The organism is Paenibacillus sp. FSL L8-0158, from assembly GCF_038592965.1.
GTDB classification, from domain to species: Bacteria; Bacillota; Bacilli; order Paenibacillales; family Paenibacillaceae; genus Paenibacillus; species Paenibacillus polymyxa_D.
Window position 1 is genome coordinate 295568 of sequence record NZ_CP151949.1, and the last position, 15471, is coordinate 311038.

Genomic DNA, 15471 nt, shown 5'->3' on the forward strand with positions numbered 1-15471 from the left:
GGTTTACTTCCTTTTTCTGTTAGATTGTATTTCGTCCTGTGTCTTTAGCATCATAGGACGCTTTTTGAGATATTTAAAAGGAACCCGAACCAAAGTATCCTGTTGATCTCTTAGTCGAACTGGGGCTAGAGGCGACATGTAAGGAACTCCAAAGCTTTTGATCTGGACCATGTGTACGCCTAAACAAATAAAGGCTAAAATTACTCCATACAGCCCATAAATTCCTGCGATCACCATAATGGGGAAACGAAGAAGCCGGATTCCAATACTGCCGCTGTACTGCGGGCTTGCAAAGGACGCAATGGCAGTAAGACCAACGACAATAATCAGAAAAGCACTTACGATCGCCGCCTCGACAGCGGCTTGTCCAATAACAAGACCGCCTACAATACCGATGACTTGTCCTATGCCTTTAGGTAGCCGCAGACTTGCCTCGCGCAGTATTTCCAATGATAACTCCATAATTAGAGCTTCCACAAAAACGGGAAAGGGAATTCCTTCCCTTGAGGCAACGATAGACATCACCAGCTCAGGCGGGATTAATCCGGGATGGAAAGAAATAAGTGCAACGTACAGCGAAGGCAGGAATGTTGCAATGAACAGAGCCATTAAACGAAGCATGCGGAAAAATGTTCCTAAAGGAAAACGCTCGTAATAATCCTCTGGGGATTGAGCCAGCATCCAGAAGGTCATGGGAGCAATCAGGACAAAAGGAGTGCCATCAAGCATAATGACAACTCTTCCGGACATTAAAGCATTTATAGCTTTATCCGAGCGTTCAGAGGCTTGAATCTGTGGGAATGGAGACCATGAATGTTCCTCAATCCATTGCTCAATAATCCCGGTATCGGAAGCATCGTCCACATCAATCGTTTCGACTCTTCGTTTAACTTCCTGAACTAGCTCCGGATTTGCGATATCTGATATGTACAAAATCGCTAACTTCCGTGAAGATCTTCTTCCTATGGTCATTTTATCTATTTTGAAACTTAGATCTTTGATATGCCGCCTTACCATTGCCAGGTTGCTTTCCAAATCTTCAATAAAACCTTCTCTCGGTCCTCTAACCAAAGTTTCGGTGCTTGGTTCATCGACACTTCGCGACGGAAACTGGCCCGTAGAAGCAAAAAAAACATCATCGGTTCCTTCGATCAGCAGACAGGTATTTCCCGATAACACTTCGTGTACACACGTCTCAAGGTCTGTCTCTTCTTCCATATCGATCGTAAATGCTGTCTGCTGTATCAGCTCCTCCTTTATTTTCTCAGGATTAACTTGGGAGTGGCTTTCACGGATTCCAGTTAAAATGAGCGGCTTGACGATTTGTTCGTTAATGATGCTCGTATCCGCAATACCGGAGAGATAGATCATAATTACATGAATCCCCGTTTGGCCCACATTCATTTTCTTGAAGACGACATCAGGAAGATGACCCAGGGTCTTTTGTAGATGGTCCAATTTCGCCTCGAGTGATCTTGCCATGACTCGTCCTCCTTCAAAAGATATGCATGTAATATGTGTAAAATGGTAATAAATATTCATGGAATGGTAATCTATTGTGTTTGACGATGGAGGAGCTGAAGACGCGAGAGACAGAGGGAGGTCTTTGAGTGTATGTAATAAACAAAAACGAACACCAGTGGTGTCCGTTTTTGGTCATACATATGAGGCGAGGGTACTCTCTCCCAGAGATAACGCCATATAAATTCCTCCGAGTGGAGTCACTTTTTGAACTCGTAAAAATGTGCCTCCAACATGCTCAGAGAAAGCTCGGCAGTCGTGGCTACCACGATATCTGCACCTTGCATTTTTGAAGGTGTTCCTACACCGACCGCAAACATCCCGGCATCCTTGATCGCCTGTATGCCAGCCTGTGCGTCCTCTATACCGATACAATCGGCAGGCTGAACGCCCAGATTTGCAGCTCCAGTGAGGAAAATTTCCGGGTCAGGCTTGCCATGCCGAATGGCGGTAACATCCACCACACTGTCAAAATAGTACGCCAGCTCCAGTCGCTCCAGGATAAACGCTGCATTTTTACTTGCAGAGGCCAGCGCGATGCCGATTCGGGCTTCACGAAGTTCTGTCAGAAGCGCTTTAATGCCTGGAAGAATGTCCGAGGGAGTTACAGCTGAGATGAGCCGCTGATACTCCGTATTTTTCCGTGTGGCTAGTTCTTGCTTGCCTTCTTCTGAAAACGTATTGGACAGATTACCGCGCGCCAGTATTTTGTCGAGCGATTCCGTACGGCTGATTCCTTTTAACTGTTCATTAAATTCCCGATCAAAAGGGATGTTCAACGCTGCCGCCAAGCTGCCCCATGCCTGAAAATGGTATTCGGCGGTATCTGTAATGACTCCGTCCAGATCAAAAATGACTGCCTTCATTTGGTTTCCCCCTGTCTGCCCGATTTATGAAACGCTGTTCGTCATTAACGGCTGCCCACTGGTAATGTGCGTTGGCTGTCCATACAGCTCTAGCGTCAGCGGTTCTCCATCCAACAGGGTAATGATCACTTCATTTTCCTGTACGAGAATACTTAGCAAGCGACCGCGATAGTTGATTTTAAACGTATATTTGGTCCAGTCTTGAGGCAAGAAGGGGGAGAAGCTTAATGTTTCATTATAGGTTCTCATCCCGGCAAATCCCTGTACAATCGCCAGCCAGCTTCCCGTCATGGAAGTGATATGAAGGCCGTCTTCGGTATCGTTATTATAGTTATCCAGATCCAGACGGGCCGTCCGCTTATACATCTCGACTGCTTTTTCCTCCATTTTGAGTTCGGCAGCCAGCACGGCGTGAATGGACGGGGACAGACTGGATTCATGAACAGTCATGGGCTCGTAAAATGCAAAATTGCGCGCTTTTTCCTCCAGCGTGAACTGGTCTCCGAAGAAATACAGCCCTTGCAGCACATCTGCCTGCTTAATGAAGCATGAACGCAGGATTTTATCCCATGACCATTTCTGGTTTAGTGGAAGGTTGCTGGGATCAAGGGCGGATACAGGCTGCAAATCCTTATCCATAAAGGTATCGTGTTGTACGAAGACTTCCCGCTCCTCATCATAGGGATAATACATGTGAGTGATGATATCCTGCCAATGTGCAAGCTCATCAGCCGTAACTGCCAGGCGCTGCGCTTTCTCAGTCGAAATTTGAGGCAAGACCGATAGGGTATATTTCAGAACCCATGCAGCCAGCGTGTTGGTATACCAGTTATTATTGACGTTATTTTCGTATTCGTTTGGCCCGGTAACCCCGTGGATCATATACTGCTGCTGGCTTTTGGAAAAATGAACCCGGTCGGCCCAGAAGCGGCTAATTTCGACCAGTACATCTACGCCGTAGTCATGCAGATAGGTCAAGTCCCCCGTATAATTGGTGTAATTGTAAATGGCGTAGGCAATGGCACCGTTACGATGAATTTCCTCGAAGGTAATTTCCCATTCGTTATGGCATTCCACACCCGTAAAAGTGACCATAGGATACAGTGCTCCTCGAAGCCCTTGCTGGGCTGCGTTATGCTTGGCACCCTCCAGTTGTTGATGACGGTACAGCAGCAGATTCCGGGTTACATCCGGGTCTGCGAGCGCCAGGTACATAGGTACGGCATATGCTTCTGTGTCCCAATAGGTGGCACCGCCATATTTTTCACCTGTAAAGCCCTTGGGACCAATGTTCAGACGGGCATCTTCACCGTAGTACGTAGAGAACAGCTGGAAAATGTTAAAGCGTATTCCCTGCTGGGCCTCCGTATCTCCCTCTATTTCTACATCTGCTTTGTCCCAACGACGGGCCCAAGCTGCGACATGCTCTTGTTTAAGAGAAGTGTAGCTTTTGTTCACAGCTTCTACGGCGATGCGTTCAGCTTGTGGAATCAATGCGTCCTTTTCCATATCTCGTGAAGTGGTAACAGCCACAAATTTTTGCAGCTGGATACTGTCGCCCGGAGCAACGCTGTATTGATAGTGGCGTGCAGCATACAAAAAGCCCTCTTCCGTCGTCTGCTGATCCTGTCCCTCGGTCACAATACCCATGGTAGCGTTTACGGTAAAGCGCGGAATACCGAAGGGATTATCTATAGTTGTTGTGGATAGGCTGATGAATTGTTCCTGAACCTCTCGAGCCTCCTCCAGCCAAAAAACCTCATCATAGTTCGTGTCTTCATTCTTCGTATTGCCGTCCAAATAGGGGACAAGCTCTATAGTTAGAGGTTGCTCACTTATATTCGTTGCTTGGTAATCAATCAGGCATAGCTCACGAGTGATGATGCTCAGAAAACGCTCCGTAGTGATACGAACCTGATCGTTCACGGTGCAGGTGCGTCGCAGGATCCCCTGTTTCATGTCCAACTCCTGCACAAAATCGCTGATGTGTGCCGTAAATAAGTCTACTTCCTCTTGGTTTACGATCAGACGGATGCCGATGAAGTTCATGGCATTGATGACCTTACCAAAATACTCAGGATAGCCGTTTTTCCACCAGCCGACCTTTGTTTTATCGGGGAACCATACACCGGAGATATAAGTTCCTTGATGATGATCCCCTGAATACGTTTCTTCGAAATTGCCGCGCATGCCCATATAACCGTTGCCTATGGACGTTAAGCTTTCCTGTAATCGCATGTGTGTGCTATGTAGAGCGTGTGTTGTCAGCTTCCAACTATCTACGTCAAATAATCGGTTGTAAACCATGAGTGCGTACCCCTCTCGGAAAATGAGATCGTTGTTTTAACGAGACCAATATATGAGCGAGTTCAGTATATAGTGCAACCGTTTGCCCTGTCAACGCAAAAAAACTGATTTTATGGATATCCACAAAATCAGTTCTTGTTCATTTCTTAGAGATTCATAGTACCTGGCTGGATTTGCGCTCCACGATTCGGTGGGGCACAATGATGTGTTTGGTCAGTTCCTTGGGGTCTTCGATTTTTTCAATCAGGCTTTTGGCAGCCTGATAACCCAGAGTAAAGATATCAATATCCACGGATGTAAGAGGGGGATTCATCAGCTCAGCCAGCATTAGATTATTGAAGCTCACCATGGATAACTGCTCTGGCATGGACACGCCTAACTGAGCAAGCATTTTCTGTACGGCCATGGCTACAAGGTCGTCGCTAACGATCATCGCAGTAGGCGGCGGTGTAGCCTGCAATAACGCGCGCATGTCCTCCAGATTAAAGGGCTCTCTGACCACGTATTCCTTCGGTAGAGGCAAGCCAGCCTCTCGTAGCGCATCTTGGTAGCCTCGGAGTCTTTCAAGATTCACGATGTGTTCCTGATCACCGCCAACATAAGCAATGCGCTGATGATTCAGCCCAGTCAAATAAGTGACCACATCCTTGGCAGCCTGGTAGTTATCATTGTCTACATGGGTGGTTTCGCTGACAAACTGTTGAGGCTTGCCGATTACGGTATAGGGAATTTTTTCTTTGTGAAGATACTCCACGATGCTATCCTTTTGCTTGGAGTACAGGACAATGTAGCCGTCAACGCGTCCGGTCCGGGTCATCAGCTTTACGCGGGATAGCAATTCATCACTCGTTTTGCCTGTGACAATCGACAGTGTATAGTTGTGCTCGTTTACCCATTCACTGATCCCGCGAAGACTTTCCGGAAAGAAAGGATTTTGAAAGATCGCCACATCCGATTCAGGCATAATAATGCCAATTGACTGTGTGACTCGGTTAGCCAGACTCTGAGCTGAATAGTTGGGTTCATAGCCAAGCGCCTTCATTTCTTTACGGACACGTGCCTTGGTAGCTTCGCTGATTTTGGGGCTGTCTTGAATGACGCGGGATACGGTGGAGGTAGCAACATTAGCACGTTTTGCGACATCTTTGATGGTTACTGCCATCGTCTTCGTCTCCTTTTGCTATCTCAAGCAGGAAATATTATGTTCTATCATACGATATTGCTCGAAAATCAACAAATTCGCGGTTTTTTCGAGTATTTCTATCATTATTAACCAAGGTATTTACAATTAGGGTATTGCTAATAGAAAGCGATATCATTATAATAATTGTGCAACCGATTGCATAATATTTTTTGAGTACTACCCATGCTATACATACTATAAGGGATGGAGACTGAACGAGCATGAAAAAACTTCTATCATTTGATTTTTGGCAAAAGCTTGGGAAGGCACTGCTTGTGGTTGTTGCGGTTATGCCGGCGGCCGGGATTATGATTTCGCTTGGTAAAGTAGTGGCGATGTTGGCTGGTGATATTCATTTCTGGTTGACCGTCGGCGGGGTCATGGAGAATTTGGGTTGGGGTATTATCAATAACTTACACATTCTATTTGCGGTAGCGATAGGTGGTTCCTGGGCTAAGGAACGGGCGGGCGGGGCTTTTGCTGCTTTAATTGCCTTTATTCTCATCAATGTTTCAACAGGGACGATTTTGGGCGTATCGTCGAAGATGTTAACCCAGGAGGGAGCAACCACCCATACACTCTTCGGTGCATCGATTCCGGTCAGTGGTTATTTTACCTCTGTCTTAGGAGCACCTGCACTTAACATGGGCGTGTTTGTCGGTATCATCTCCGGATTCGTCGGAGCGGTGGTATTTAACAAGTACTATAACTACCGCAAGCTGCCGGACGCTTTAGCCTTTTTTAACGGTAAACGTTTTGTTCCTTTTGTCGTGATTTTATGGTCTGTCATCGTAAGTTTGATCATGTCTGCCATCTGGCCATTTGTCCAGGGAGGGATCAATCAGTTCGGCATTTGGTTGGCGACTTCGGGAGAATCGGCTCCTTTTGTAGCGCCATTTGTCTATGGTACACTGGAAAGACTGCTGATTCCTTTTGGACTTCATCATATGCTGACCGTTCCTATTAACTATACTCAACTTGGAGGCGTTTACACGACGCTTACAGGTTCCGGGGCAGGAAGCGTCGTTGCCGGGCAAGACCCGCTGTGGCTGGCTTGGGCAAGTGACCTGAGTGCGCTTCGTGGTACCGATCCGACAGCCTACAATAGCTTGTTGGAAGGCGTGACGCCTGCCCGCTTCAAGGTAGGACAAATGATTGGTGGAGCAGGTATCCTTATGGGACTAGCGGTGGCTATGTATCGCCGTGTAGACAAAGACAAACGCAGCAAGTACAAGTCGATGATCTTTTCGGCAGCCGCAGCTGTCTTTTTAACAGGGGTAACGGAGCCACTGGAATTCATGTTTATGTTCGTGGCGCCTGTGCTGTATGTGGTTTATGCTATTCTTACCGGTATTGCGTTCGGAATGGCCGACATCATACATTTGCGTTTACATTCATTTGGTATGATTGAACTGCTGACTCGAATGCCGTTGTCTATAAATGCGGGGTTGGTGCAGGATATTATTAACTTCGTGCTGACTTGTGTGGTGTTTGCGGTAGCAACCTACTTTATCGCTTATTTTATGATCGGTAAATTCCAAATGGCTACGCCGGGAAGACTGGGGAACTATACGGATGAGGAGCCTCAAGGGACTTCCGAGGCAGGGAGTACGAAGACAGAGGGTGTGGCAGCTACTTCCACTCAAAATCAACTGGCTACGGATATCATCAAGACACTTGGGGGTGAGCAGAACATTGTCGAGGTGGACGCTTGCATGACCCGTCTGCGTGTGACGGTGAAGGATACAGATGCCGTTGGGGACGAAAAGACGTGGAAAGCGCTGGGTGCCTTGGGCTTGATAAAAGTAGATAATGGGGTGCAGGCGGTTTACGGACCGAAGGCTGATGTGCTTAAATCAGATATACAAGACATACTCAACAGGTGATTACTTTGAAGTTGTTAACCTTAAATGCACATGCTTGGATGGAAGAAAATCAGCACGATAAGCTAAAGCAACTGGCTGCCTTTATTGATGAACAGCAGTTTGATGTCATTGCTTTACAGGAAGTGAACCAGTCCATGGAAGAGGCTCCTTTGTCAGCCGACGATTTGGGCACTTACCATAGCGCAGATCCTGAAGTTGTCATTAAGCGTGATAACTATGCGTATGTGCTGAACGGGCTATTGTCTGATAGCTATCATTGGACGTGGGCTCCCGCGCATGTTGGTTTTGCTAAATACGACGAGGGGTTGGCGATTCTGTCGAAAACACCGATTACAGCTACGGTGAACGAATATGTTTCCTCGCTACAGGATTATGACAACTACCGCTCGCGTAAAATTGTCGGTATTCAAAATGTGGTGGACGGAGTTCAGGCCTGGTTTGTAAGTGGACATTTTAACTGGTGGAATGATGAAGAATCCTTCCGTGGACTATGGGATCGTACAACCAAAGTGCTAAATTCTTTTGCTCCGACTCCTGTGTTTATGATGGGTGATTTCAACAACGCGGCTGAAGTGCGCGGAGAAGGATATGACTATGTACTGCAATCCGGCTGGTCGGACACCTATCCGAATGCAGCAGTACGTGATGATGGCCACACGGTGATTAAAGCTATTGCTGGCTGGGAAAGTAATGCGGAGCCGCTCCGCATTGACTTTATCTTCTCCAATAAGGCTGCACAGGTACAATCCTCAACCGTTGTACTGAACGGGAAAACAGGACCAGTTGTATCGGATCATTTTGGGGTTGCAGTTGAGTTGGAGCTGTGATGAAAAAGGAGGCCATTTGCCTATGCAATTGGCCTTTTTCTTATAGGTTTTGACTTGAAACGAATGACATATTGAATAACCATAGCAATCAACACCAAGATCAAATTGTAGTAAAAGGGAGTGTTGATGCTAAATCGTTCCATGAGTGCCCCTGCGATGATCGGAGACACAATGGCCCCCAATTCGGACAAAGATACGACGTTGCCGATAAATGAGCTCCTATTCTCCTCAGGAATAACGTCCCCTAGTTGTGAGTAAAAGGAATCCAGATAGCTGGCTCCTCCTACGCCTCCGATGAACATCCCTAAGTATACGATCCACGGTTCTGTAAACCAAAGAAATAAGATGATTTCCACCATGATCAACAATAGACCGAGGATACAAAGCATCAAGCGATCCTTAAGTAGATCAGATATTCTGCCAATAAAGGGTGCTGATATGAAGGTCGATATGCCGATAATTGTAAAAGCTAAGCTAATTTCTGCGGGGCTCCAATGGAGCTTGTAGGTTGCATATATGGAGAAGTACGTTAAAAATATAGCGAATGCACTCATTTCAAGAAAATGAACGGTAGAATAGACAAGTAATTGTTTCGTTAACATGGTTTTTCCTTTGGGTTTTAGAGGGGGCGAATGCTGTTCTTGTGGCTTTAAGGGAGAACGGAGGAAGGTCATTCTTGAAACGGCAACGAAGGATATACATGAGAAAATAGCAACGAAATAAAACGGAATGGATAAAGAAAAATAAGAAACAATAGCTCCACTCATAAGAGGCCCCAAAATCATACCGGCACCTTCACTGCTGCTGATATATCCATTGAGCGTACCTCGATTCTCTGGGGTGCTCATATGGTTGATCGTGACTCTTACAAAGACGGTTAGCCCTATAGCTACCAAGCCCTGGAGGAGTCTCAGTATGGATAAAATGATGAAGCTTGTTGCAATTGGAAACAGGAGCATACAAGCGATTTCAGCAATAAGCAAGCTCAACCCCAAGCGTTTTGCGCCAATCTTTTCATAAATTCGTCCTGCCAAGCCCCCACCAAGAAATCTCCCCACATAAAACAGAGAAAATAAAATGCTCATGCCGAGTACGGATATCCCGAATTGCTCTACATAAATAGCAAAGAGTGGAAGGATCATACTTCCACTCATGTTAGCAATAAGGCTGATCACGATCATACAGGCGATATTACGATTTAAATATAAGTGTCTCACCATAACCTCGAAACCTCTCTTTGATCTTGCATCATGAGAACCGTTATTCGGATTGCACTTGATTACGGATGAACGGCTTCAAGTCGAGTTAGCGGGCTCCCATATAGGGTACGCGAGCGAGTTCTTCGCGGTGCCTAAATCTCAATGCAATGATGGAGGTATGAAGCAGCGGATGGGGGAAATCTTGATTAGAGCGTGGTGTTGCCTTTAAGCTGGAAAGCCGCCTCCTGGTGGTGGCCAAGCTCCATAAATCCGGCGTAGCAGTACGATTTCACCCAAATGATATGAATTGTGGGAAGCGATATTCCGCAGCAGTCCTGCTTTCGTTTCACCTGGGAAATGAGCTAGTGAATCATCCAGTTGCGCGGTTTCGGCAATCTGTACAGCCTGATCTATGCCCTGTAAAAATTCGTTAATGAGAGCCTGCCATGCCTCTTCGCTTTGCGGTCCAGTCTCTTCGGGCCAGCTTTCCATGACATTGCCCGGAAGCTGGGGCTTCCGTCCTTCCAAATGCTCCAGCATAAATTGCTGCCAGTAAATCATATGCTTCAGTAGTTGATAAATGCTGTAGGGCATTTCTGCATGTTTCTTCCCTGCCAGCTCGACGTCAATGTCTGGTAAAGCCCGAGCTACTCGAATATGTCCACGTTCCCCGACCAGTGATTTAACCAGTGCTTGACCGAATAATTGGTTTGCATCTGACATGTATGATCATCCCTTCTATAGAGAGTTTGTTTTAGCTTAGTCTCATTTAACGATTATACAATTATATTTTATGAAATGGAAATGGATGCATGGTTTAAAGTAAAGGGTAGAAATCTTTTTAAAAGTAGTTGATAATTGTTCTCAATTAAATTACAATAATATTATTTCAATAGAAACAATAAACAATGGCTGTATATGTTGTTTGATATATACGGAAATGTTAAGGGGAGCTTTCTGTATGTATATATTGTTTCATGAGAAACAATTAGGTGGTGGAAATAAAGATTTTAGATAGGGGTGTGAACATGGATTACGAAGTGATTGTAGTAGGCGGCGGACCTGTTGGAATGTGGTTAGCTGCTGAGTTGGCATTAGCAAGCGTAAGCGTATGTGTAATTGAACGTTTAGAGGAGCCTAGTGGCCAGTCGCGTGCGCTTACGCTACATCCACGGACGCTTGAGATGTTTGATATGCGTGGATTGAAGGAGCGGTTTATGAAGCGCGGCAGACCTATACGTACGGGTCACTTTTCAATGCTGAATACCCGCTTGGATTTTTCTGTGCTTGATAGTTCTTCTAATTATACGTTGTTTATTCCACAGGTGATTACAGAGCAAGTGATCGAGGAGCATGCGCTCAAGCTGGGAGTTGTCGTCCATCGTGGCATGGAAGTGGTATCTGTGCGAGAGCGCGAGCAGGGCGTAGAGGTGGTGAGTGTATGCACTTCTGGACCACAAGCCAATGTATCGGTAATGACTGCTGCTTATGTCGTAGGAGCGGATGGGGCTGGGAGTATCGTGCGTAAACAAGCCGGGATTGCTTTTCCGGGCACGGATACGACTCTGACCGCTGTATTGGCGGATGTAGAGTTAGCCAATCCGCCTGAAAGTGGCGTACATTCCGAATATAGTGAACGAGGTGGGGTGATGATTGCCCCCGTGTATCCAGATATTTATCGGGTTATTTTGACTACACCGCAAATGATGGAGATTCCGAAGGACGTACCTGTGACGCTGGAAGAAGTGCAGACAGGACTGTATGATCTGCTCGGTACAGATCTTGGCGTATCCAATCCTCGCTGGTTATCTCGATTCGGGAATGCAACACGGCAGGCGCAGACCTATCGTAAAGGGAGAATCCTGCTAGCAGGTGATGCTGCGCATATCCACTTCCCGGCAGGTGGACAGGGAATGAATGTTGGCTTGCAAGAGGCGGCAAATCTGGGATGGAAGCTGGCCGGAGTGATTCGTGGCTGGGCTCCAGACACGCTGCTGAGTAGCTATCATGACGAACGTTATCCGGTTAATACGCAGTTCTTACGGAATACCGAGGTTCAGACCCGCTTATTGGGCTTTACGCCTGCTGTATTGGCACACCGCCAATTACATGAGGAATGGTTCCGCCATCCGGAAATTAATCAATCTATGGCAGAGCAGATTAGTGCACTGGATGTATGTTATCCAGCGGTTGGCAATATACCGCAGCATCCACTGAACGGGAAACGGTTTGCTGATTTTGAATTGCATTTGCCTGACGGAATGACATCGTATGCTTACGATCTTCTTCATGAAGGCCGCTTTGTACTTCTCCATCTTGCACAGGATAATGAGGTATCGAATGAGTTTCGCCATAGCTCACTTTCACATATTTCATATGTGGAGGCCGTAGTCGAAGAATTGCCCGTGGGATGGAAAGATGTGCATACGGTTCTCATCCGTCCGGATGGGTATATCGCTTGGGCCATTTCTATGAAACAAACGGATATATTGAGTGTGATTAAGGAAGGCATTGCCACATTGATATAAAAGGGAAAGGGTATGTTCATAACATGACCATATTGTTTCTTGTGCAACAAATGTGGGCTATAATGAAAGGAGGAGTTTGCCAAAGGAGTGACTATTTGTTCGTATGGAAAAGGCGACATCGGTTCAGCATGTCTATGATTTGCTTATTAAGATGAATCATCAGTGGGAGCAGCATCAGCAGAGAGAAAGCATGACCTTTCTCGAAGAAATCCGCGAGCATTTTGATGGAATGACTTCGCTCAATATGACGGATGTGCACGTTATGGATTGTATCGGGCGGCATGAGCCGATCAATGTTACAACCTTAGCGCAACGAATGGAGCTGAGCAAAGGTACCGTTTCGAAAGTGAGCACCAAGCTGCTCAAGGAAGGCTGGATTCGCAGAACCCAGCTGAACGACAACAAAAAAGAAATTTATTTTCGGCTAACCCCGTTGGGAAAAAAACTCTTTCTTGTACATGAGCGGCTGCATGCTGAGGTACAGCAGCAGTTATTTCAATTTTTAAATCGCTACAGCTCGGAAGAACTGAATGTCTTGAAACGTCTGCTGTCCGATGGTGTAGATCTCTTGGAAGCTATGGAGTGGCAGGGAAAGAGTCTGGACTAAAGGGATATCTAATCATCAACGATGGGCACCTGTTTTATCTCCGTGTGATAGCCACATGGGAAGATGCAGGTGCTTTTTCTCTTAATGCCAGCATTTTGCATAATTCGATTCCCAACGCTCGAAGGTGCAATATATAGACGGACTAACCCATTCCGATCTATATATTGCTGATTTTTGAATACTCTTGGGAGTTATGCAAAATGCTTAATGCAATAGCCGTTTTGCTTCCATATAGAGCACCTGTACGAACTTTTTCGTATTAATGCGGGCTTGGGACAGTGAAGGCTCCACATTGTTTTGCAGCTCCAGCATTTTTTTGCGGATTTCTGTAAAGTCAAAAAATTTGGATGCATAATTTTCAAATTTAGGATGGGTATAGTCAGTCAACCCGAGCGATACAATATGGCTTAGCGTCTGGAAAATAGCGCGGCGGACACGCTGCTCCGATGCTTTGATTTCCTTACTCAGCTCTACTGCTGAGGCTGAAGCACCTAACCGTTTGGACGCTACATTAGCAAATATATCCTTCAACGGCGGGAACAGATAGGGAGACAGATTGCCTGTTTCCTCCTCATACTGGTCCAGAAATTCCAGCATGTCCAGTAAATCCATACTCCCGGCTTCGCCGATCATTCCCATTTCGGAGAGCAGAAACTGCCCAGAAGTTACGATGTTTCGGGTCGGTTCAATCGTTGCCGTTGGGTTATTCGATGTGAACATCGACAACTCTTGAAGCGTCCGCTGGATATCCGTAATCGACTGCTGCATGCGCAGACGCTCAGCCACCTTATGAATAACTGCAATAATCTCCAGTCGATTCAAAGGCTTGGCCACATAATATTCAATACCGAGCGAGTACGCCTCGCCGATCATGTTTTTGGATTCGATTCGAGAAATCATAATGATTTTGCCGCTGAATTGATCGCCGAGTGCACGCACGGTCTGAATGCCGTCACGAAGCGGCATCAGCAAGTCAATTAGCAATACATCAATCCGGTTCAGCTCCAGGAGGCCGCTATTCACGTAGGAACCATCCTCTGCCTCCCCGATGACTTCCCCTAGACCTTCGTCTTCAATAATGTCTGCCAGCATAGAACGAATTCCCTGATCGTCATCCACAATATAAAAACGCATCCGGGCTATCTTCCTTTCTCCGTCAGTTTCCGTAAAGGCAATGTAATTCTAAAAGTGGTCTGTAATCTATCTGTATTCTCTTCCTCAATCTGTTGCAGTTCAATCGTTCCTTCAAGGCTCTCCGCGACCTCACGTACATAAAACAATCCCATACCGGTCGACGGCTGTCCTCCCTCATCATACTTGGTCGTATACCCTGGTGTGAAGACCATTTCCCGTTTCCGCTGAGGAATACCTGGACCGTTGTCGGTAACACTAAAGGAAGCTATATCCTCTTTTCCCGGAAGACAGCGAATAGAAACGTCAATCCTTCCGTCGTCCCTCATGGCTTCAACCGCATTGGCTGTCAGGTTATTAATGAGTGTCAGAACGGTATAAACATGTAGCTTGGGCAACAAAGGATCGACATCTAGGGTAAAACGAATAGACTTATCCAGTGATTGGGCGTACTTGCTGTTCGTTCGGATGATGAGCTCCCCAAGCTCTTGGGAAGCCATGTAATGCACTCCGCTTTCGGCATCAATCAGCTTGGACAAACCAGCAAAAATCCGCTGGCTATCTTTTTTAATCTCGTGAACCTGTCCGGAAATACGAAGTGCCTGTCTGGCGTAATGTTCTCTATCCTTTAGAGATTCATCCTGCTGCAGCTCACGGTACAGTTCGTAGCTTTCACGAGTGATTTGTTCTGCATGTGACAGCGTTTTGCCTAACTGGACCGACTCCTCATACAAGTCCGATACAAGAAGTAAAATTCGCTCCGTCTGCTGTCTTTGTGCCTCTTCATGCTGGACCGATTGATTTAACCGAATCATATTATAAAACCCAAGCACGAAGAAGCTGCGGATCATAGCCATAAAAGCTACTTTACTGATCTTAATGATGTCCCAGAAGTCGCCGTCAATGCTCCACCGGACGCTAAGTTCCGACACACTTGCGGCAACCTCAATCCCTACAGAGAGGATGCCCACACGGAGTGCGCGGTAAGGCTCAGCATTAATGTTAAGGAGCTGAAAGAGCAGACCGTAGACCATGTAATAAAAAAAGGTAGGGCCATGCAGGATCAGCAACTCTTCGAAGGGAAGGCCGGGCTGAGTGTAATGATTGAGTAAGATGCGAAAGGCGACTACCGCTATCCCTGCAAGCACTCCCGATAATGCAGGCGGAATATGACGAATAGATAACAGAAAGAAAAAAAATACAGGCGTACCAAAGCTGAGACGGAATGTATTAGCGAACGGGTGAATATTCAGCTCACCTGCGAGCGGTACAAATACAAGCATGAGCAGGAAAAGGAGCGTGTTCAACTTCATCCATATTCACCTCCTGGGTATTCAGTCAGAAAGGCAATGTGAGCTAAATTCACAGGCTCGTCGTTAAAGTTTGTGAATTTATAGAAAAAAATAAATACAGCTG

General features: G+C 46.3%; 12 protein-coding genes. 4 read left to right on the forward strand and 8 right to left on the reverse strand.

Annotated features, from left to right (window positions below; all coding sequences use genetic code 11):
* Positions 1-3 precede the first annotated feature (3 nt).
* The 4 genes from NSQ68_RS01265 to NSQ68_RS01280 all read right to left on the reverse strand — a co-directional run bounded on the left by NSQ68_RS01265 (position 4) and on the right by NSQ68_RS01280 (position 5856).
* Complete coding sequence (locus tag NSQ68_RS01265; RefSeq protein WP_342427721.1) at positions 4-1482, reverse strand: spore germination protein; 1479 nt, start codon at positions 1480-1482, stop codon at positions 4-6.
* A 239-nt stretch (positions 1483-1721) separates the two neighbouring features.
* Entirely contained in the window at positions 1722-2387 is a 666-nt protein-coding gene (gene pgmB / locus NSQ68_RS01270) for a beta-phosphoglucomutase (RefSeq protein WP_342427722.1), read from the reverse strand.
* Between the two features lie 24 nt (positions 2388-2411).
* Positions 2412-4694, reverse strand: a complete 2283-nt coding sequence (locus tag NSQ68_RS01275) for a glycoside hydrolase family 65 protein (RefSeq protein WP_341071514.1) — start codon at positions 4692-4694, stop codon at positions 2412-2414.
* 154 nt (positions 4695-4848) lie between these two features.
* Positions 4849-5856: a LacI family DNA-binding transcriptional regulator gene (locus tag NSQ68_RS01280; protein ID WP_307353749.1), complete on the reverse strand. Its 1008-nt coding sequence runs from the start codon at positions 5854-5856 to the stop codon at positions 4849-4851.
* Positions 5857-6098: 242 nt separating this feature from the next.
* Between NSQ68_RS01280 and NSQ68_RS01285 the strand changes: the two genes are divergently transcribed.
* Together NSQ68_RS01285 and NSQ68_RS01290 are read left to right on the forward strand one after the other, a co-directional pair.
* Positions 6099-7763 (forward strand): PTS transporter subunit IIBC, encoded by a 1665-nt coding sequence (locus tag NSQ68_RS01285; protein WP_307353750.1) that lies wholly within the window; start codon positions 6099-6101, stop codon positions 7761-7763.
* A gap of 5 nt (positions 7764-7768) precedes the next feature.
* Complete coding sequence (locus NSQ68_RS01290; protein WP_342427723.1) at positions 7769-8590, forward strand: endonuclease/exonuclease/phosphatase family protein; 822 nt, start codon at positions 7769-7771, stop codon at positions 8588-8590.
* 20 nt (positions 8591-8610) lie between these two features.
* On the opposite strand, the gene NSQ68_RS01295 is transcribed toward NSQ68_RS01290, so the two are convergent.
* A complete protein-coding gene (locus NSQ68_RS01295) occupies positions 8611-9810 on the reverse strand; it encodes an MFS transporter (RefSeq protein WP_342427724.1) in 1200 nt (399 codons plus the stop codon).
* A gap of 204 nt (positions 9811-10014) precedes the next feature.
* On the reverse strand, positions 10015-10512 hold the full coding sequence (locus tag NSQ68_RS01300) for a DinB family protein (protein ID WP_342427725.1): 498 nt from the start codon (positions 10510-10512) through the stop codon (positions 10015-10017).
* A 305-nt stretch (positions 10513-10817) separates the two neighbouring features.
* On the opposite strand from NSQ68_RS01300, the gene NSQ68_RS01305 reads away from it, so the two are divergent.
* Both NSQ68_RS01305 and NSQ68_RS01310 read left to right on the forward strand, forming a co-directional pair.
* Complete coding sequence (locus NSQ68_RS01305) at positions 10818-12317, forward strand: monooxygenase (protein ID WP_342427726.1); 1500 nt, start codon at positions 10818-10820, stop codon at positions 12315-12317.
* Between the two features lie 103 nt (positions 12318-12420).
* Positions 12421-12924 (forward strand): MarR family transcriptional regulator, encoded by a 504-nt coding sequence (locus NSQ68_RS01310; RefSeq protein WP_039274092.1) that lies wholly within the window; start codon positions 12421-12423, stop codon positions 12922-12924.
* A 204-nt stretch (positions 12925-13128) separates the two neighbouring features.
* Here the strand turns inward: NSQ68_RS01310 and NSQ68_RS01315 are convergent, their stop codons facing one another.
* Together NSQ68_RS01315 and NSQ68_RS01320 are read right to left on the reverse strand one after the other, a co-directional pair.
* Positions 13129-14058 carry a response regulator gene (locus NSQ68_RS01315; RefSeq protein ID WP_307353756.1) on the reverse strand — a complete coding sequence of 310 codons (930 nt, stop codon included), beginning with the start codon at positions 14056-14058 and terminating at the stop codon, positions 13129-13131.
* Between the two features lie 5 nt (positions 14059-14063).
* On the reverse strand, positions 14064-15368 hold the full coding sequence (locus tag NSQ68_RS01320; RefSeq protein WP_342427727.1) for a sensor histidine kinase: 1305 nt from the start codon (positions 15366-15368) through the stop codon (positions 14064-14066).
* Positions 15369-15471 lie beyond the last annotated feature (103 nt).

Excerpts from the sequence above, each read along its gene's own strand:
- NSQ68_RS01280 (WP_307353749.1), bottom strand. The coding sequence starts at position 5,856 with ATGGCAGTAACCATCAAAGATGTCGCAAAACGTGCTAATGTTGCTACC.
- NSQ68_RS01275 (WP_341071514.1), bottom strand. The coding sequence starts at position 4,694 with ATGGTTTACAACCGATTATTTGACGTAGATAGTTGGAAGCTGACAACA.
- pgmB (WP_342427722.1), bottom strand. The coding sequence starts at position 2,387 with ATGAAGGCAGTCATTTTTGATCTGGACGGAGTCATTACAGATACCGCC.
- NSQ68_RS01305 (WP_342427726.1), top strand. The coding sequence starts at position 10,818 with ATGGATTACGAAGTGATTGTAGTAGGCGGCGGACCTGTTGGAATGTGG.
- NSQ68_RS01265 (WP_342427721.1), bottom strand. The coding sequence starts at position 1,482 with ATGGCAAGATCACTCGAGGCGAAATTGGACCATCTACAAAAGACCCTG.
- NSQ68_RS01310 (WP_039274092.1), top strand. The coding sequence starts at position 12,421 with ATGGAAAAGGCGACATCGGTTCAGCATGTCTATGATTTGCTTATTAAG.
- NSQ68_RS01295 (WP_342427724.1), bottom strand. The coding sequence starts at position 9,810 with ATGGTGAGACACTTATATTTAAATCGTAATATCGCCTGTATGATCGTG.
- NSQ68_RS01300 (WP_342427725.1), bottom strand. The coding sequence starts at position 10,512 with ATGTCAGATGCAAACCAATTATTCGGTCAAGCACTGGTTAAATCACTG.
- NSQ68_RS01285 (WP_307353750.1), top strand. The coding sequence starts at position 6,099 with ATGAAAAAACTTCTATCATTTGATTTTTGGCAAAAGCTTGGGAAGGCA.
- NSQ68_RS01320 (WP_342427727.1), bottom strand. The coding sequence starts at position 15,368 with ATGAAGTTGAACACGCTCCTTTTCCTGCTCATGCTTGTATTTGTACCG.
- NSQ68_RS01315 (WP_307353756.1), bottom strand. The coding sequence starts at position 14,058 with ATGCGTTTTTATATTGTGGATGACGATCAGGGAATTCGTTCTATGCTG.